Annotated in this window: 18 protein-coding genes; 10 read left to right on the forward strand and 8 right to left on the reverse strand. The window is 70.3% G+C overall.

Annotated elements, in window-relative coordinates; all coding sequences use genetic code 11:
* Window positions 1-5: 5 nt before the first annotated feature.
* Together H6927_10680 and H6927_10685 are read right to left on the reverse strand one after the other, a co-directional pair.
* Window positions 6-932, reverse strand: coding sequence for a bifunctional helix-turn-helix transcriptional regulator/GNAT family N-acetyltransferase (locus H6927_10680; protein MCP5218562.1), 927 nt, complete (start codon window positions 930-932; stop codon window positions 6-8).
* 54 nt (window positions 933-986) lie between these two features.
* Window positions 987-1,304: a pyrimidine/purine nucleoside phosphorylase gene (locus tag H6927_10685; GenBank protein ID MCP5218563.1), complete on the reverse strand. Its 318-nt coding sequence runs from the start codon at window positions 1,302-1,304 to the stop codon at window positions 987-989.
* Between the two features lie 68 nt (window positions 1,305-1,372).
* On the opposite strand from H6927_10685, the gene H6927_10690 reads away from it, so the two are divergent.
* Both H6927_10690 and cysE read left to right on the forward strand, forming a co-directional pair.
* Entirely contained in the window at window positions 1,373-2,170 is a 798-nt protein-coding gene (locus tag H6927_10690; protein MCP5218564.1) for an RNA methyltransferase, read from the forward strand.
* 14 nt (window positions 2,171-2,184) lie between these two features.
* Complete coding sequence (gene cysE, locus H6927_10695) at window positions 2,185-2,955, forward strand: serine O-acetyltransferase (protein ID MCP5218565.1); 771 nt, start codon at window positions 2,185-2,187, stop codon at window positions 2,953-2,955.
* A gap of 2 nt (window positions 2,956-2,957) precedes the next feature.
* Here the strand turns inward: cysE and H6927_10700 are convergent, their stop codons facing one another.
* From H6927_10700 to H6927_10720, 5 genes are all read right to left on the reverse strand, one after another.
* Window positions 2,958-3,158, reverse strand: a complete 201-nt coding sequence (locus tag H6927_10700) for a glycine zipper 2TM domain-containing protein (GenBank protein ID MCP5218566.1) — start codon at window positions 3,156-3,158, stop codon at window positions 2,958-2,960.
* A gap of 310 nt (window positions 3,159-3,468) precedes the next feature.
* A complete protein-coding gene (locus H6927_10705; protein ID MCP5218567.1) occupies window positions 3,469-4,254 on the reverse strand; it encodes an IclR family transcriptional regulator in 786 nt (261 codons plus the stop codon).
* An 11-nt stretch (window positions 4,255-4,265) separates the two neighbouring features.
* Window positions 4,266-5,054 carry an arginyltransferase gene (locus H6927_10710; protein ID MCP5218568.1) on the reverse strand — a complete coding sequence of 263 codons (789 nt, stop codon included), beginning with the start codon at window positions 5,052-5,054 and terminating at the stop codon, window positions 4,266-4,268.
* Window positions 5,051-5,803: a leucyl/phenylalanyl-tRNA--protein transferase gene (locus H6927_10715; GenBank protein MCP5218569.1), complete on the reverse strand. Its 753-nt coding sequence runs from the start codon at window positions 5,801-5,803 to the stop codon at window positions 5,051-5,053. Before H6927_10715 ends, H6927_10710 begins: the two co-directional genes overlap by 4 nt.
* Window positions 5,800-6,363 (reverse strand): NUDIX hydrolase, encoded by a 564-nt coding sequence (locus H6927_10720; protein ID MCP5218570.1) that lies wholly within the window; start codon window positions 6,361-6,363, stop codon window positions 5,800-5,802. Before H6927_10720 ends, H6927_10715 begins: the two co-directional genes overlap by 4 nt.
* 94 nt (window positions 6,364-6,457) lie before the next feature.
* Here H6927_10720 and H6927_10725 point away from each other — a divergent pair, with 94 nt between their 5' ends.
* The 8 genes from H6927_10725 to H6927_10760 all read left to right on the forward strand — a co-directional run bounded on the left by H6927_10725 (window position 6,458) and on the right by H6927_10760 (window position 14,971).
* Complete coding sequence (locus tag H6927_10725; GenBank protein ID MCP5218571.1) at window positions 6,458-7,165, forward strand: OmpA family protein; 708 nt, start codon at window positions 6,458-6,460, stop codon at window positions 7,163-7,165.
* A 24-nt stretch (window positions 7,166-7,189) separates the two neighbouring features.
* Entirely contained in the window at window positions 7,190-7,825 is a 636-nt protein-coding gene (gene maiA, locus H6927_10730; protein MCP5218572.1) for a maleylacetoacetate isomerase, read from the forward strand.
* Window positions 7,822-8,634, forward strand: coding sequence for a peptidoglycan editing factor PgeF (pgeF, locus tag H6927_10735; protein MCP5218573.1), 813 nt, complete (start codon window positions 7,822-7,824; stop codon window positions 8,632-8,634). The genes maiA and pgeF overlap by 4 nt, the downstream gene beginning before the upstream one ends.
* Before the next feature lie 241 nt (window positions 8,635-8,875).
* Window positions 8,876-10,555 (forward strand): class I poly(R)-hydroxyalkanoic acid synthase, encoded by a 1,680-nt coding sequence (gene phaC, locus H6927_10740; protein MCP5218574.1) that lies wholly within the window; start codon window positions 8,876-8,878, stop codon window positions 10,553-10,555.
* A 47-nt stretch (window positions 10,556-10,602) separates the two neighbouring features.
* Window positions 10,603-11,784: an acetyl-CoA C-acetyltransferase gene (locus H6927_10745; GenBank protein MCP5218575.1), complete on the forward strand. Its 1,182-nt coding sequence runs from the start codon at window positions 10,603-10,605 to the stop codon at window positions 11,782-11,784.
* Between the two features lie 128 nt (window positions 11,785-11,912).
* Complete coding sequence (gene phbB / locus H6927_10750; protein ID MCP5218576.1) at window positions 11,913-12,650, forward strand: acetoacetyl-CoA reductase; 738 nt, start codon at window positions 11,913-11,915, stop codon at window positions 12,648-12,650.
* Between the two features lie 73 nt (window positions 12,651-12,723).
* On the forward strand, window positions 12,724-13,728 hold the full coding sequence (gene dusA / locus H6927_10755; protein ID MCP5218577.1) for a tRNA dihydrouridine(20/20a) synthase DusA: 1,005 nt from the start codon (window positions 12,724-12,726) through the stop codon (window positions 13,726-13,728).
* A gap of 79 nt (window positions 13,729-13,807) precedes the next feature.
* Window positions 13,808-14,971 carry a PLP-dependent transferase gene (locus H6927_10760; protein MCP5218578.1) on the forward strand — a complete coding sequence of 388 codons (1,164 nt, stop codon included), beginning with the start codon at window positions 13,808-13,810 and terminating at the stop codon, window positions 14,969-14,971.
* Between the two features lie 12 nt (window positions 14,972-14,983).
* Here the strand turns inward: H6927_10760 and H6927_10765 are convergent, their stop codons facing one another.
* A complete protein-coding gene (locus H6927_10765; protein MCP5218579.1) occupies window positions 14,984-16,975 on the reverse strand; it encodes an acyl CoA:acetate/3-ketoacid CoA transferase in 1,992 nt (663 codons plus the stop codon).
* Window positions 16,976-16,984 lie beyond the last annotated feature (9 nt).

Raw genomic sequence — 16,984 nt, forward strand, 5'->3', positions numbered from 1 at the left:
GAGGTTCACAGCGCCCGTTCCCAGTGCTCGCCCACGAGGTTGTGCCCGAAGCTGTGGTACGGCTCGCTTGCTATCAATTTGAAACCACGCTGCGCATAGATGGCGCGCGCTGCCAGCAGATTGGCGTTGGTCCACAGCACCAGCTTGGCGTAGCCTTTGGCCCGCGCGAAGGCGATGCATTCGTCGGTCAGCCGGCCGCCCAGGCCCAGGCCGCGCGCGGCGGGCGTGAGGATGAGCAGGCGCAGCTGCGCCTCGGTGGCGCTCTTGCGCACCACGAACACGGAGCCGACGCGCTCGCCATCCAGCTCGGCGATCCAGCCGCGCTCCCACGCCGCATCGTGCGTGCGAATGATTTGCGCCGCGATCTCGGCCACCAGCGCCTCGAACTCGCTGTTCCAGCCGAACTCGCTGCAGTACAGCGCGCCGTGCTGCTGCACCACCCAGCCCATGTCGCCGGGGCGCGGGTCGCGCAGCACGGCGGTGCGGCTGGCAGGGGTGGCGGGCTCCAGCAGGTCCTGCGCGGTGCGCAGCGCGGCCATCAACCGCCCGCGCTGGTCCGGCGCCAGGGTGGCCAGCAGCGCCGTCATCTGCTCGCGCGAGCGCTGCTGCAGCGGCTCGAACGCCGCCCAGCCGGCGGGGCTGAGCGCGAGCTGCTTGCGGCGCGCGTCGCAAGCGTGGGTTTCGCGGGCGATCCAGCCGTGCTGGCCGAAGCGGCGCAGCACACGGCTGAGGTAGCCCGCGTCCAGCCCCAGGTCGCGCGCCAGGTCGGCGGCGGTGCACCGGCCCTGGTGCGCCAGTTCATACAGGATGCGCACCTCGGTCAGCGACAGCGGGCTGCCCAGGTACGGCGCCAGCACGCCGATGCGGCGCGTGTAGGTGCGGTTGAAGGCGCGCAGCAGCTTGACGTCGCCGGGATCGATGGCATCGTCCATGCGGCGAGAGCATAGGACAATTGATTGCCTAAAGCAATCAATTGATTGCCAAAGTCAAGCGTAGTGGCAGATGTAGTGGTAGCTCTCGGCCACGCGGATGTCGAACGAGGCGTTGGCGGGGATGCTGAAGCGCTCGCCGGGGCCGGACTTCAGCCAGGTGTCGCTGCCGGCCAGCTTGTATTCGCAGCCGCCGGCCACGCATTCCATGGTTTCGGCGGCGCCGGTGCTGAAGGTGAGCTCGGCCGGCAGCACCACGCCGGCGCTTTTGCGGGTGCCGTCGGCCAGCGTGAAGCTGTGCGAGACGCATTTGCCGCCGAAGTAGACGTTGGCCTGGGGGTCGAGGGTGACGTTGGCGATGCCTGGGGCGCTCATGGTCGGAAAGTGAAGGGACAAAACCATGCATGTTAGCCGCGCGGCGACAATCGATCGCCATGGACCCTGTGCGCACCCGCTTCGTGTTGATCGAGACCAGCCATGCCGGCAACGTGGGCGCGGTGGCGCGCGCCATGAAGGTGATGGGCTTTGGCGACCTGGTGCTGGTGCGCCCGCGCTGGCCCGACGTGCTGGCGCGCGCCGAGGCCGTGGAGCGCGCCAGCGGCGCCACCGACGTGCTGGAGCGCGCGCGCGTCGTGGCCACGCTGGACGAGGCGCTGGCCGGCATGACCCACCTGTGCGCCACGGTGATGACGCCGCGCGACTTCGGTCCGCCCACGCGCAGCCCGCGAGCCCATTTCGATATGCTATTGAATCAAGAGCTTCCTGGGCTTGATGCATGCGGGCCAGAGGCCTATTTGACCCAGGAATCGCCGGTGGGCGTGGCCCTGCTGTTCGGCAGCGAGCGCTACGGCATGGCCAACGAGGACGTGTACCGCTGCCACGCGGCGCTCAGCATCCCGACCAACCCGGACTACGGCTCGCTCAACATCGCGGCCGCCGTGCAGCTGATGGCCTACGACTGGCGCCAGGCGCTGGACGCGCGCGCGGGCGGCTGGGGCGCGCGGCCGCCGGCCGGCGTGCCCGCGCACGTGCCGGCCGACGCCGCGCAGCTGGGCGCCATGCTGGCGCACTGGCAGCAGGCGCTGGCGGCGGTTGGCTTCTTGAACCCCGCGGCGCCCAAGAAGCTGATGCCGCGCCTGCGGCAGCTCTTCAACCGCGCGCAGCCCAGCGCCGAGGAAATCCACATCCTGCGTGGCATCGCGCGCGCCATGCAGGACGCGGCCGGCGCCAAAAAACACTAGACTTTGCGCCCACCATGTTTGACCGCTTTCGCTCCTACGCCCAGGCCATCCTCGAGCGCGACCCGGCCGCGCGCAGCGTGTGGGACGTCGTGTTTTCCTACCCCGGCTTTCACGCGCTGGTGCTGCACCGGCTGGCGCATGCCCTGTGGCTGCGCGGCTGGCACTGGCTGGCGCGCTGGATCTCGCACTGGGGACGGTTTTTCACCGGCATCGAGATCCACCCCGGCGCCACCATCGGCGAGCGCGTGTTCATCGACCACGGCATGGGCGTGGTCATCGGCGAGACGGCCGAGATCGGCGACGACTGCACCATCTACCAGGGCGTGACGCTGGGCGGCACCTCGCTGGCCAAGGGCAGCAAGCGCCACCCCACGCTGGGCCGCGGCGTGGTGGTGGGCGCGTCCAGCCAGGTGCTGGGCGGCTTCACGGTGGGCGACGGCGCCAAGATCGGCTCGTCGGCCGTGGTCACCAAGCCGGTGCCGGCCGGGGCCACGGCCGTGGGCAACCCGGCGCGCATCATCCTGGCCGACGAGGCCGCCCGGCGCGAGGCGGCGGCGGCGCGCATGGGGTTCTCAGCCTACGGCGTGACCGAAAACGACGACCCGGTGAGCCAGGCGCTGCGCGGCCTGATCGACGGCACCGCCGGGCACGAGCACCAGATCGCGCAGCTGTGGCAGGCGGTTGAAAAGCTGGCCTGCCGCATCGACCCGGGCTGCGTGCCCGAGGACGCCGCCAAGGCCGAGCACTTCGCGGCTGACAAGCTCAATCAGCTGGTCGGTAAGTAGGGTCAGCGCCGGCGCTGGTTCTTGCCCACCTCGTTGCCGATCAGCGCGCCGGCCGCGGCGCCGCCGATGGTGCCCACCGGCCCGCCGAACAGCACATGCCCCACTGCGCCGCCGGCCACGGCGCCCACGCCGGTGCCGATCTGGGCGTTGGTCGGGTGGCTGGCGCAGCCGGCGCTGGCCAGGCCGGCGAGCAGGGCGGCCACGAGGGCAAGGCGTTGGAAGGGGAGATGTTGATTCTTGGTCAAGGTAAAAGCTCCTCGAAAAACGTGAATGCCCAATGGTCGCGGCAGCAGGCCGCCGAACTGTCACCAGAGTTCAGGATGTGCAAGCAAATGGAAGTTCCGCTTCACGTCCCGAGATGCCTGGTTCGGTTGCGGCCGCGCGTGTTTCACGCGATCCAAGCGGGCTGCGCGCACTGCATTTGCTGACAAGCCGGGTGTGCATTCCTGCAACCCGACCGCTTCGTCGCCAGCCCATGCCGTTGGCCGGCGGATTCTCGACCCCGTGCCTGCCTCAGTGATCGGCCGCGCTGTACCCCAGCGCGGCCGAAATCTGCCGCGCCGTCTGCTGCAGCTTGGGCAGCCAGTCGTCGTCCAGCCGGTCGGCCGGCGCCGAGATCGACAGGCCGGCGATGAGGTTGCCCTGGTCGTCGTGGATGCCGGCGGCCATGCAGCGCACGCCCAGCTCCAGCTCCTCGTTGTCGTAGGCCACGCCGGCGTGGCGGGTCTTGACCAGCTCGCGCTCGAGCTGGGGCAGCTGCGTGATGCTGTTGCGCGTGTGGCCGGGCAGGCCGGTGCGGGTGGCGTAGGCGCGCACGCGCTGCAGGTCCTCGGTGGCCAGAAACAGCTTGCCGGTGGACGTCAGGTGCAGCGGCGCGCGCCCGCCGATGGCGCGCACCACCTGCATGCCCGAGCGCTCGCTGAGCGCGCGCTCGACGTAGACGATCTCGTCGCCCTGGCGCACGCTCAGGTTCACCGGCTGCTGGGTCAGGCGGTGCAGCTCGCGCATGGGCTGCAGGGCCGCGTCGCGCACCGACAGCCGCGCCTTGACCAGGTTGCCCAGCTCCAGCAGGCGCATGCCCAGGCGGTAGGTGCCGGCCTCCGGGCGGTCGACGAAGCGGCCCACCGTCAGGTCGTTGAGGATGCGGTGCGTGGTGGAGGGGTGCAGGCCGGCCTGCTCGCTGATGTCCTTCAGCGCCATGGCTTCCTCGCGCCCGGCCAGCACCTCGATGAGCGTGAACATGCGCTCGATCACCTGGATCGTCGGCGTCTGGTGGGTGTCGAGGCGGGGCTTGCGCATGGCGGCGGGGGTCAGGTGGGGTCGGCGCGGCGCAAGGATACGCCGATCGGGCCGGCCACCGTGTCGCCGTCGCTGCGCCAGCGTCCGCCCAGCAGGCGCTCCAGCGGCCGAAAGCGCGCCTTGTAGGCCATCTTGGGGCTGCCCTCGATCCAGTAGCCGAGGTAGACGTAGGGCAGGCCCAGGCGGCGCGCCTGCTCGATCTGCCACAGCACGCCCCAGGTGCCGAAGCTGGCGCGGGCGTCCGGGTCGTAGAAGGTGTAGACCGCCGACAGGCCGTCGCGCAGCAGATCGACGATGGACACCATGCGCAGCGCGCCGGGGGCGCCGGCCGCGCCCGGCTCGCGGAACTCCACCAGGCGCGAGTCGACGTGGCTTTGCAGCAGGAACTGGGTGTACTGGTCGATGCTGTCGTGGTCCATGCCGCCGCCGGTGTGCCGGCGCGTCTGGTAGCGCAGGTAGAGCTGGTAGTGCTCGGGCACGTAGCGCAGCCTGAGCACGCGCGCCTGCAGCTGGCCGTGGTGCGCGCGGGCGCGGCGCTGGCTGCGGTCGGGCCGGAAGTCGGCCACCCGCACGCGCACCGGCACGCAGGCGTGGCAGCCGTCGCAGTAGGGGCGGTAGGTGAACATGCCGCTGCGCCGAAAACCCTGGCGCACCAGGTCGGAGTAGGTGCCGGTGCTGATCAGGTGGCTGGGCGTGGCCACCTGCGAGCGCGCCTGGCGGCCCGGCAGGTAGCTGCAGGGGTAGGGCGCCGTGGCATAAAACTGCAGGGTTTGGAGCGGCAGATCCTTCAGGTGCGTCACGGTGGGCCCAACGTCAATTCGGTCCAGTATACGGGCTTGAATTGCCACGTGGGGGCGGGCTCGGCCGCCAGCGCCCGCACCTGCTCGAGGAAGGCCGCGCGCGGCAGCGGCGCGGCCCCCAGCGAGGTCAGGTGGGCGGTCTGCTGCTGGCAGTCGATCAGCGGCAGGCGGTGGTGGCGGCACCACGCCACCAGCGCGGCCAGCGCCAGCTTGGAGCCGTCGGTGACGGTGGTGAACATGGACTCGCCAAACACCATGCGCCCGATGCCCACGCCGTACAGGCCCGCCACCAGCCGGCCGTCGACCCAGGTCTCCACGCTGTGCGCGTGGCCGGCCGCGTGCAGGGCCTGGTAGGCGCGGCGCATGGCCGGGCCGATCCAGGTGCCCGACTGCCCCGGGCGCGGCGCCTGGGCGCAGGCGGCGATGACGCGCTCGAAGGCGCTGTCCATGCGGATCTCGCAACGCCCGTCCTGCACGAAGCGCTGCAGCGTGCGGCGCAGCGAGCGGTGCAGCCGAAAGCGCTCGGGGGCCAGCACCATGCGCGGGTCGGGGCTCCACCACAGGATGGGCTCGCCCGCGCTGAACCACGGAAACAGGCCCGAGCCGTAGGCGGCCAGCAGGCTGGCCACGTCCAGCGCGCCGCCGGCCGCCACCAGGCCGGGGGCGGGCGAGTGCTCGGGCCAAGCCCGGCTGGCGGGTGGGAAGGGCGCGCCCGGCTGCAGCACCGGCAGGGCCGGCGTGCCGCTCATGGCTTGGGTGACCAGGCGATGGCCGACTCGTGCACGCCGAAGCGGCCGCGCGCGCGGTCGGCCAGGAAGGCCTTGAGCGTGTCGCGCACGGTCAGGAAGGCGATCTCGTCCCAGGGGATCTCGGCCTCGCTGAACAGGCGCGCCTCCAGCGACTCGCTGCCCGGATCGAAGCGCGCGCTGCGCAGCCGCGCCAGGTAGAAGAAGTGCACCTGCCCAACGCGCGGAATGCTGATGGCGCTGAAGAAGGGCCCCATCTCGAAGTCGGCGCCGGCTTCTTCGCGGGTTTCGCGCGCGGCGCCCTCGGCCATGGTCTCGCCCATTTCCATGAAGCCGGCCGGCAGCGTCCACTTGCCCAGGCGCGGCTCGATGGCGCGCTTGCACAGCAGCACGCGATCGTCCAGGTAGGGCACGGTGCCCACCACCATCAGCGGGTTGACGTAGTGGATCTTGCCGCAGGCCGGGCAGACGGCGCGCTCACGCGTGTCGCCGTCGTCCGGCACGCGGTAGACCACGGGCGTGCCGCAAGCCTGGCAATACTTGATCGGGTCAGAATGCTTCACCCGGCCAGTTTAGGGCAAGGCCCAGGACAAGATTGATGCGCTGCTTTCGCGGTTTAATCGAACGTGTCGTGCCCCTTTTTGAAAGGAATTGATCATGCATCCCTCTTCCATCCGGTTTTCCCGTGCCGCCGTGGCGGCGCTCACCGCCTCGGCGATGTTGCTCGCGGGCTGCGCCAACATGAGCGAAACCCAGCGCAACTCGGCCATCGGCGCCGGCGTGGGCGCGGTGGCCGGCGGTCTGATCGGTGACGGCCGCGGCGCCGTCATCGGCGCGGGCGTGGGCGCCCTGGGCGGCTACGCCTGGTCGCGCTACATGGAAAACAAGCGCACGCAGATGCAGCAGGCCACGGCCGGCACCGGCGTGCAGGTCACGCAAACGCCGGACAACCAGCTCAAGCTGAACATTCCCAACGACATCTCGTTCGCCACCAACAGCGCCGCCATCGAGCCGCGCCTGCGCCCCATCCTGGACCAGTTCGCGCAGGGCCTGGGCCAGCAGCCGGGCATGGAGGTCACCATCGTCGGCCACACCGACTCGACCGGCAACGACGCCATCAACAACCCGCTGTCGCTGGCGCGCGCCAACAGCGTGCGCGACTACCTGGCGGGGCGCGGCGTGCCCGCGCACTCGATTCGCGCCGAAGGCCGCGGCTCGCGCGAGCCGATCGCCAGCAACGCCACCGAGGCCGGGCGCGCGCAGAACCGCCGGGTCGAGATCTACCTGGCCGAGCGCGCCGCGCAGACCTCGTCGGCCGCGCCGGCGCCGGCCTACAACACCCCGGTCGGCCAGCCGGCGCGCTGAGGGCCGATGCCGCGGACGCACACCATGAAGCTCTACAACTACTTTCGCTCCTCGGCCTCGTTTCGGGTGCGCATCGCGCTGCAGCTCAAGGGCCTGGCCTACGACTACGTGCCGGTGCACCTGGTCAAGGGCGAGCAGAAGGCGGCCGGATTCGGCGCCGTCTCGGCCGAGCACCTGGTGCCCGTGCTGGAGCTGGACGATGGCCGGCGCCTGTCGCAGTCGATGGCCATCATCGAGTATCTCGACGAGGCCCATCCGCAGCCGGCGCTGCTGCCCGCCGATGCGCTGGGCCGCGCCCGGGTGCGGGCGCTGGCGCAGATCATTGCCTGCGAGGTGCACCCGCTCAACAACCTGCGCGTGCTCAAGTACCTGGTGCGCGAGCTGAAGCTGGACGAGGCCGCCAAGACCGCCTGGTACCGGCACTGGGTGGGCGTGGGCCTGCAGGCCTACGAGGCCCGCCTGGCCGAGCAGCCCGGGCGTTTCAGCCACGGCGACACGCCCACGCTGGCCGACTGCTGCCTGGTGCCGCAGATCTTCAACGCCCAGCGTTTCGACTGCGACCTGTCGGGTCTGCCGCGCACCATGGCCGTGTTCGACGCCTGCATGCAGCTGGACGCCTTCCAGCAGGCGCAGCCCTCGGCCTGCCCGGACGCCGAATGACGCGCGGCGCCGACTGGCTGGTGCCCGACTGGCCGGCGCCGCCGCACGTGCAGGCCGTGTTCACCACGCGCGGCCAGGGCGCGGGCGAGGGCGCATCGGCCGCGCCGTTCGACTTCTTCAACCTGGGCGGGCACGTGGGCGACGCCCCGGCGGCCGTCGCCGCCAACCGCGCGCGCCTGCAGCGCGCTCTGGGTGCGCGCCCGGTCTACCTCGACCAGGTGCATGGCACCGAGGTGCTGGCGCTGCACCCCGACACGCCCGACGGCGCCCGCGCCGATGCCGCGCTGACCGACCGGCCCGGCCTGGCCTGCACCGTGATGGTGGCCGACTGCCTGCCGGTGCTCCTGACCGACCTGCAGGGGCGCGCGGTGGCTGCCGCCCACGCCGGCTGGCGCGGCCTGGCGGGCGGCGTGCTGGAGCGGACTTTGGAGCAATTCCGGGCTCTGGCCGGCATGCAGCAAGCCCAAGCAGCTATTGATAGTGAAGCAAACGAGATCGTCGCCTGGCTCGGGCCCTGCATCGGCCCGCAGGCTTTCGAGGTGGGGCTGGAGGTGCGCGCGGCTTTCGTCGCCGCAGATGCCGGCGCCGCCGCCTGCTTCGTCCCCCTGGCCGATGGCAAAGTCCTGGCCGACCTGCCCGCGCTGGCGCGGCGCCGGCTGGCGGCGGCGGGCGTGGCGCGCGTGCACGGCAACGACGGCGCCGCCGCCTGGTGCACCGTGGGCAACGCGGCGCGCTTCTTCTCGTACCGGCGCGACCAGCGGCGCCAGGGCGGCAGCGGCCGCATGGCCGCGTGCATCTGGCGGGTTTGAGCTTGGCCGGTTGCCGCGCGCTGGCCCCGTGCGTATAAAAATGCTTTCAAGATGGCATGCCCGCTGTGCCATGATGATGGCGTGGCATGGGCGATACTGCCCGCCCGCGCCGGCGCGGCGCAAGGTCCGCGCGGCATCAAGGCACAATGGTTTTTGAAGGAGACGGAGCATGAACCCGGAGCAGATTCTTTCCGCCTGGCAGCAATGGTTCAGCGGCGGCACACCCCCCGGGTTTCCGTCCATGCAGGGCAGCCTGCAAGAGGGCTGGACCAAGGCGCTGGAGCAGTTCCAGAACTTCGACGCCGCCGAGCTGGGCCTGCCTGCCGGCCAGGGCGCCGTGCCCAACATCCGCTTCGAGCCGCGGCAGCTGCAGCAGGTGCACCAGGGCTACCTGAAGGAAGCCGCCGAGCTGTGGAACCAGTCGCTGCAGTCCAGCCTGTCGCTGGCCGACCGGCGCTTCAACGGCGAGGCCTGGGAGCGCAACCCGATGGCATCGTTCGCCGCCGCGGTGTATCTGCTCAACGCCCGCACCCTGATGTCGCTGGCCGAGGCGGCCGAGACCGACGCCAAGACCAAGGCGCGGCTGCGCTTTGCCATCGAGCAGTGGGTGGCCGCCAGCGCGCCCAGCAACTTCCTGGCCTTCAACGCCGAGGCGCTGAAGAAGGCCGTGGCCACCAAGGGCGAGTCGCTGGCGCGCGGCGTGCAGAACGTGCTGGCCGACATGCGCCAGGGCCACGTGTCGATGACCGACGAGAGCCTGTTCGAGGTCGGCAAGAACGTGGCCACCACCGAGGGCGCGGTGGTGTTCGAGAACGACTTCTTCCAGCTCATCGAATACAAGCCGCTCACCGCCAAGGTGCACGAGCGGCCTTTCCTGCTGGTGCCGCCGTGCATCAACAAGTTCTACATCCTCGACCTGCAGCCCGCCAACTCCTTCATCCGCCACGCGGTCAGCCAGGGCATGCGCACCTTCGTGGTGAGCTGGCGCAACCCCGACGCGTCGATGGAAAAGGCCACCTGGGACGACTACATCGAGCAGGCCGCCATCAAGGCCATCGCCACGGTGCAGGACATCACCGGCGCCAAGCAGGTCAACGCGCTGGGCTTTTGCGTGGGCGGCACCATCCTGACCACCGCGCTGGCGGTGCTGGCCGCGCGCGGCGAGAAGCCGGTGGCGGCGCTCACCCTGCTGACCACGCTGCTCGACTTCACCGACACCGGCATCCTGGACGTCTTCGTCGACGAGAACGTGGTCAAGTTCCGCGAAATGCAGATGGGCAAGGGCGGCATGATGAAGGGCCAGGACATGGCCAGCACCTTCAGCTTTTTGCGCCCCAACGACCTGGTGTGGAACTACGTGGTGGGCAACTACCTCAAGGGCGAGACGCCGCCGCCGTTCGACCTGCTGTACTGGAACAGCGATTCCACCAACCTGCCGGGGCCCTTCTACACCTGGTACCTGCGCCACACCTACCTGCAAAACGACCTCGTCAAGCCCGGCAAGGTGGTGGTCTGCGGCCAGAAGATCGACCTGCGCAAGCTCGATATCCCCGTCTACATGTACGGCTCGCGCGAGGACCACATCGTGCCCATCGGCGGCGCCTACGCCTCCACCCAGCACCTGCCGGGCCCCAAGCGCTTCGTCATGGGCTCGTCGGGCCACATCGCCGGCGTCATCAACCCGCCGGCGGCCAACAAGCGCAGCCACTGGCTGCGCGAGGACGGCCAGTTTCCCAAGAACGTGCAGGACTGGATCGGCGGCGCCACCGAAAAGCCCGGCAGCTGGTGGACCGACTGGTCGGCTTGGCTGGCCAGCCACTCCGGCAAGCAGGTGGCCGCGCCCAAGGCCTATGGCAAGGCGGGCAAGTACAAGGCCATCGAGCCGGCGCCGGGCCGCTACGTCAAGGCCAAAGCGGCCTGATGCCCGCATGAATCAATCGTAGTCAGCTATCAACAGGAGAGCAAAAAGTGGAAGACATCGTCATTGTTTCCGCCGCCCGCACGGCCGTGGGCAAGTTTGGCGGCTCGCTGGCCAAGGTGCCGGCCACCGAGCTGGGCAGCATCGCCATCAAGGCCGCGCTGGAGCGCGCCAAGCTGGGCCTGGACCAGGTCGGTGAAGTCATCATGGGCCAGGTGCTGGCGGCCGGCAGCGGGCAGAACCCGGCGCGCCAGGCGCTGATCAAGGCCGGCATCGCCAAGGAAACGCCGGCGCTCACCATCAACGCCGTGTGCGGCTCGGGCCTGAAGGCCGTGATGCTGGCCGCGCAGGCCGTGGCCACGGGCGACAGCGAGATCGTGGTGGCCGGCGGCCAGGAAAACATGAGCGCCAGCCCGCACGTGCTGCTGGGCAGCCGCGACGGCCAGCGCATGGGCGACTGGAAGATGATCGACTCGATGATCGTCGACGGCCTGTGGGACGTGTACAACCACTACCACATGGGCATCACCGCCGAGAACGTGGCCCGGCAGGAGGGCATCACGCGCGCGATGCAGGACGAGCTGGCCCTGGCCAGCCAGACCAAGGCCGTCGCGGCGCAGGCCGCCGGCAGGTTCAAGGACGAGATCACGCCCGTCACCATCCCGCAGCGCAAGGGCGACCCGGTGGTGTTCGACGCCGACGAGCACATCAACAAGAAGACCACCGCCGAGGTGCTGGCGGGCCTCAAGCCCGCCTTCGACAAGGCCGGCAGCGTGACCGCCGGCAACGCCAGCGGCATCAACGACGGCGCGGCGGCCGTGGTGGTCATGACGGCCAAGAAGGCGCAGGCGCTGGGCCTCAAGCCGCTGGCGCGCATCAAGGCCTACGGCATGAGCGGGCTGGACCCGGCCACCATGGGCCTGGGCCCGGTGTCGGCCACCCAGAAAGCGCTGCAGCGCGCCGGCTGGGGCGTGGGCGACGTCGACCTGTTCGAGCTGAACGAAGCCTTTGCCGCCCAGGCCTGCGCCGTCAACAAGCTGCTGGGCATCGACGCGGCCAAGGTCAACGTCAACGGCGGCGCCATCGCGCTGGGCCACCCCATCGGCGCCAGCGGCTGCCGCATCCTGGTCACCCTGCTGTACGAGATGCAGCGCCGCGGCGCGCACAAGGGCCTGGCCAGTTTGTGCATCGGCGGCGGCATGGGCGCGGCGATGGCCGTGGAGCGCGTGTGAGCACCCGGCGGGCGACTGGCGTAAACCCCGTCTCGGCAGCCGCCTGTTTTTGAGTTAAATTGGCCCGACTTGCCCGTGCATAGGGCGCGGCAAGCTATCGGTTTTGTAGTTCATCGAGGAGACAGCAAATGAGTCAGAAAGTAGCTTATGTCACCGGAGGCATGGGTGGGATCGGTACCGCGATTTGCCGTCGCCTGCACAAGGAAGGCTTCAAGGTCATTGCCGGCTGCGGCCCCACGCGCGACGCGCAGAAGTGGCTGGACGAGCAAAAGGCCGACGGCTACACCTTCTACGCCAGCGTCGGCAACGTCAGCGACTGGCAGTCCACCACCGACGCCTTCACCAGGGCCAAGGCCGAGCACGGCCCCATCGACGTGCTGGTCAACAACGCCGGCATCACGCGCGACCGCATGTTCCTGAAGATGTCGCGCGAGGACTGGGACGCGGTGATCGACACCAATCTCAACAGCATGTTCAACGTCACCAAGCAGGTGGTGCCCGACATGGTCGAGCGCGGCTGGGGCCGCATCATCCAGATCAGCTCGGTCAACGGCCAGAAGGGCCAGGCCGGGCAGACCAACTACTCGGCCGCCAAGGCGGGCATGCACGGCTTCTCGATGGCGCTGGCGCAGGAGATGGCCAGCAAGGGCGTCACCGTCAACACCATCAGCCCGGGCTACATCGGCACCGACATGGTCAAGGCCATCCGCCCCGACGTGCTCGAGAAGATCGTCGCCACCATCCCGGTCAAGCGCCTGGGCGCGCCCGAGGAGATCGGCTCCATGGTCGCCTGGCTGGCCGGCGAGGACTCGGGCTTCACCACCGGCGCCAACTTCGCCTGCAACGGCGGCCTGCACATGGAGTGAGCCTTTTCGTGGCTCGCCCCCAAACCCCGCTGCGGCGGGGTTTTTTTATGGGCGGCAGGGATAATCGCCAGCCATGCCCTCGGATATTTCCCCCTGGCGCCTGTCCGTTGCCCCGATGCTCGACTGGACGGACAAGCACTGCCGCTACTTCCACCGCCAGCTGACGCAAAAAACCCGCCTGTACACCGAGATGGTCACCACCGGCGCGCTGCTGCACGGCGACGAGCGGCGGCACCTGCGCATGGATGCGGTGGAGCACCCCGTCGCGCTGCAACTGGGCGGCAGCGAGCCGGCTGATCTGGCGCGCTGCGCCGCCATCGGCCAACGCTGGGGCTACGACGAGATCAACCTCAACTGCGGCTGCCCCAGCGAGCGGGTGCAGCGCGGCGCTTTCGGCGCCTGCCTGATGGCCGAACCCAGGCTGGTCGCCGACTGCGTGAAGGCGATGGTGGATGCGGTCGACGTGCCGGTCACCGTCAAGCACCGCATCGGTATCGACCGCGAGGAAAGCTACGCCTTCGTGCGCGACTTCGTTGGCGCCGTGGCCGAGGCGGGCTGCCGCGTGTTCATCGTGCACGCGCGCAACGCCTGGCTCAAGGGCCTGAGCCCGAAGGAAAACCGCGAGATCCCGCCGCTGCGCTACGGGTTGGTCCACCAGCTCAAGCGCGAGTTTCCGCAGCTGACCATCGTGCTCAACGGCGGCGTGACCAGCGACGAGCAGATTGCCCAGCACCTGCCGCACGTGGACGGCGTGATGCTGGGGCGCGAGGCCTATCACCACCCGTGGATGATGACCGGCTGGGACGCGCGTTTTCTGGGCGGCGCGCCCAACCCGCGCACCCGCGCCGAGGTGGAAGCCGCCATGGTGGCCTACATGCAGCGCGAGGCGGTGGAAGACGGCACGCCCTGGTCGGCCATCGCCCGCCACATGCTGGGCCTGCACCACGGCGAGCGCGGCGCGCGCCTGTGGCGCCAGGTGTGGAGCGACCACCGGCGCAAGAGCCTGCCGGCGGCCGAGGTGGCGGCGCAGGCGCGGGCCACGCTGGCGGCCGAGCCTGAATTGCTCATCAAACAATAGCTGCTTGCGCAGCAGGGATGCCGGCCAGAGGCCAAAATACCTTTGAATCGCGCTGGCACCCCCAGCTTTGGAGACCCCGATGACCCACCTGCGCACCCGCGCCGTGCACGCCGGCCAGCACCCCGACCCCGCCACCGGCGCCATCAGCACGCCCACCTACCAGACCACCGCCTTCGGCTACGGCACGCTGGAGCAGGGCGCGGCCCTGTTCGCGGGCGAGGCCACCGGCTATCGCTACAGCCGCTTCGCCAACCCCACGGTGGCGGCGCTGGAGGCCAAGCTGGCCGACCTGGAAGGCGCCGACGCGGCCGTGGCCTTTGCCAGCGGCACGGCGGCTTGCTCGTCGCTGCTGTTGGGCCTGCTCGCGCCCGGGGACGAGCTGGTGTTTCTGGGGCCCCTGTACGGCGGCACCGAGGGCCTGCTGCGCGGCATGGGCGAGCGCTGGGGCATCAAGGTGGTCGATGCCACGGCCGGCGGCCTGGCGGCGGCGCTGACACCGGCCACGCGCATGGTATGGGTCGAGACGCTGACCAACCCCACGCTGCGCCTGCACGACCTGGCCGAGGTGGCGCGGCTGGCACGCGCGCACGGCGCCGTCAGCGTGGCCGACAACACCTTCTGCACGCCGGTGCTGGCGCAGCCGCTGGCGCTGGGCATCGACCTGGTGCTGCATTCCATGACCAAGTACCTGGGCGGCCACGGCGACGCCACCGGCGGCATCGTGGCCGGCAGCGCCGAGCGGGTGGCGGCCGTGCGCAAGACCGGCCTGGGCCACGTGGGCGGCAACCTGGCGCCGGCCGAGGCCTACCTGTTCCTGCGCGGCATCAAGACCCTGCCGCTGCGCATGGCCGCGCACTGCGAAGGGGCGCTGGCGGTGGCGCGCTTCCTGCAGTCGCACCCCGCCGTGCGCACCGTGCACTACCCCGGCTTGTCAATGCACCCGCAGCACGATCTGGCGCGGCGCCAGCTGCAGGGCGGCTTTGGCGGCATGGTCACGTTCGAGCTGGCGCGCGGCGAGCGCGCCGCGGCGGCCCGCGTGCTCAACCGCCTGCGGCTGTTCACGCAGGCCGTGTCGCTGGGCGACGTGGACAGCCTGGCCTGCCACCCGGCCAGCACCACGCACAGCTTCGTCTCGCCCGCCGCGCGCGGGGCCGCCGGGGTGGGCGAGGGCATGATCCGCCTGAGCGTGGGCATCGAGCACCCTGACGACCTGGTGGCCGACCTGGCGCAGGCGCTGGGGTGATACGCGGCCCCGTCACGCCGGGGCGCTGTCGCCCAGCTCGCGCAGGTGCGCCTCGGCCTCCTGCGCGCTTTCGTGGATGTAGGGCGCCACGCCGCGCTGCTCCAGCGCGTCGCCCAGCTTGGCGCGCAGGAACGAGCTGGTGGTGTAGCGCGTCACGCCTGAGTAGTAGCGCTGCATCAGGTCCTGCACCAGGTCCGAGTAGGCGTCCAGCACGCCGGGGGCGATGCTGAAGTTGTCGTAGTTGACGATGGCCAGCACGCGCCGGTCCAGCGGCGCCAGCAGGCGCTCGAGCCGCTCGCGGATGTCGGCCACCTCGGCCAGCGTGGAGATGGCCAGGCCCTCGAAGTTGATGAACAGGGTGTTGCTGCGCGGCTCGTAGCTGAGGCGCTGCTCCAGCGGAATGGCCAGCAACTGGCGGCGCAGATGCATCGGCTGGTCCTGGAAGATGCGCGCGTCCATCCGCTTGGGCTGGCCGCGCACGATGGGCTTGAACTTCATGCGCGCCAGGATGTCGCGCTCCAGGTCGATGCCGGGGGCGATCTCGATCAGCTCCACCCCCTCGGGCGTGAGCTGGAACACGCAGCGCTCGGTGACGTACAGCACCGGCTGGCCGCGCTCGGCGGCGTGGCGGCCGCTGAAGGTGCGCTGCTCGACTTGCGCCACCAGCTTGGGCGAGCCGCCTTCGTGCGTGATCGTCAGTTGGCCGTGGGCGACCGCCAGCTCCAGCTTGCCGGCGCTGAAGCTGCCCATGAACACCACCTTGCGCGCGTTCTGGCTGATGTTGATGAAGCCGCCCGCGCCGGCCACCTTGGGCCCGAAGCGGCTGACGTTGACGTTGCCCTCGCCGTCCATCTGCGCCAGGCCCAGGAAGGCCACGTCCAGGCCGCCGCCGTCGTAGAAGTCGAACTGGTAGGGCTGGTCGATGATGGCCTGGGTGTTGACGGCGGCGCCGAAGTTGAGGCCCCCAGCCGGGATGCCGCCCACCACGCCGGGCTCGGCCGTGAGCGTGATCAGGTCGATCACCTTCTCCTCGGCGGCCACGGCGGCCACGCCCTCGGGCATGCCGATGCCCAGGTTGACCACGCCGTTGACCGGCAGCTCCAGGGCGGCGCGGCGCGCGATGATCTTGCGCAGATCCAGCCCCATCGGCTCGATGGCATTGGCGGGCACGCGGATTTCGGCGCTGAAGGCGGGGCTGTAGGGCGTGATGAAGGTCTGCCAGTGGTTTTCGGGCCTGGCCACCACCACGCAGTCCACCATTACGCCCGGTACCTTGACCTGGCGCGGGTTGAGCGTGCGCCGCTCGGCCACGCGCTCGACCTGCGCCAGCACCAGGCCGCCCGAGTTGCGCGCCGCCATGGCGATGGCCAGCGCCTCCAGCGTCAGCGCCTCCTTTTCCATCGTCAGGTTGCCGTCCGGGTCGGCGGTGGTGGCGCGGATGATACCGATGTGGATCGGAAAGGTCTTGTAGAACAGGTAGTCGGTGCCGTCGATCGGCATCAGGCGCACCAGGTCCTGCGTGGTGCGCTCGTTGAGCTTGCCGCCGCCATGGCGCGGGTCGACGAAGGTGCCCAGGCCCACCGTGGTCAGCAGGCCGGGGCGGCCGGCGGCGATCTCGCGGAACAGCTGGCTGATCACGCCCTGCGGCAGGTTCCAGGCCTCGATCTGGCCCTCGATGGCCAGCTTTTGCAGCGCCGGCACCAGGCCCCAGTGGCCGCCGATCACGCGCCGCACCAGCCCTGGGTGGCCGAAGTGGTTCAGGCCCCGGTGCTTGCCGTCGCCCTGGCCGGCGGCGTAGACCAGGGTCAGGTCGCGCGGGCCGCCGCTTTCCAGAAAGCGCGCCTCCAGCGCCAGCGCCAGCTCCTCGGCAAAGCCGATGCCGACGAAGCCGCCGGTGGCCACCGTGTCGCCTTCGCGGATCAGCTGCACCGCCTCGCGCGCGGTCACCACCTTGCCGCGCTCGGCGCTGTGCAGGCTGGCCAGCAGGGTGTGGGCGGGGTGCATGGCGTGGGT

The sequence above is a fragment of the Burkholderiaceae bacterium genome (assembly GCA_024235995.1).
Lineage (GTDB): Bacteria > Pseudomonadota > Gammaproteobacteria > Burkholderiales > Burkholderiaceae_C > Ottowia.

Bases quoted from the DNA above. Each gene is read 5' to 3' on its own strand.
- dusA (MCP5218577.1), top strand. From the start codon at position 12,724: ATGCCCTCGGATATTTCCCCCTGGCGCCTGTCCGTTGCCCCGATGCTC.
- H6927_10705 (MCP5218567.1), bottom strand. From the start codon at position 4,254: ATGCGCAAGCCCCGCCTCGACACCCACCAGACGCCGACGATCCAGGTG.
- H6927_10765 (MCP5218579.1), bottom strand. From the start codon at position 16,975: ATGCACCCCGCCCACACCCTGCTGGCCAGCCTGCACAGCGCCGAGCGC.
- H6927_10680 (MCP5218562.1), bottom strand. From the start codon at position 932: ATGGACGATGCCATCGATCCCGGCGACGTCAAGCTGCTGCGCGCCTTC.
- H6927_10725 (MCP5218571.1), top strand. From the start codon at position 6,458: ATGCATCCCTCTTCCATCCGGTTTTCCCGTGCCGCCGTGGCGGCGCTC.
- maiA (MCP5218572.1), top strand. From the start codon at position 7,190: ATGAAGCTCTACAACTACTTTCGCTCCTCGGCCTCGTTTCGGGTGCGC.
- pgeF (MCP5218573.1), top strand. From the start codon at position 7,822: ATGACGCGCGGCGCCGACTGGCTGGTGCCCGACTGGCCGGCGCCGCCG.
- H6927_10685 (MCP5218563.1), bottom strand. From the start codon at position 1,304: ATGAGCGCCCCAGGCATCGCCAACGTCACCCTCGACCCCCAGGCCAAC.
- H6927_10715 (MCP5218569.1), bottom strand. From the start codon at position 5,803: ATGAGCGGCACGCCGGCCCTGCCGGTGCTGCAGCCGGGCGCGCCCTTC.
- H6927_10760 (MCP5218578.1), top strand. From the start codon at position 13,808: ATGACCCACCTGCGCACCCGCGCCGTGCACGCCGGCCAGCACCCCGAC.
- cysE (MCP5218565.1), top strand. From the start codon at position 2,185: ATGTTTGACCGCTTTCGCTCCTACGCCCAGGCCATCCTCGAGCGCGAC.
- phbB (MCP5218576.1), top strand. From the start codon at position 11,913: ATGAGTCAGAAAGTAGCTTATGTCACCGGAGGCATGGGTGGGATCGGT.
- phaC (MCP5218574.1), top strand. From the start codon at position 8,876: ATGCAGGGCAGCCTGCAAGAGGGCTGGACCAAGGCGCTGGAGCAGTTC.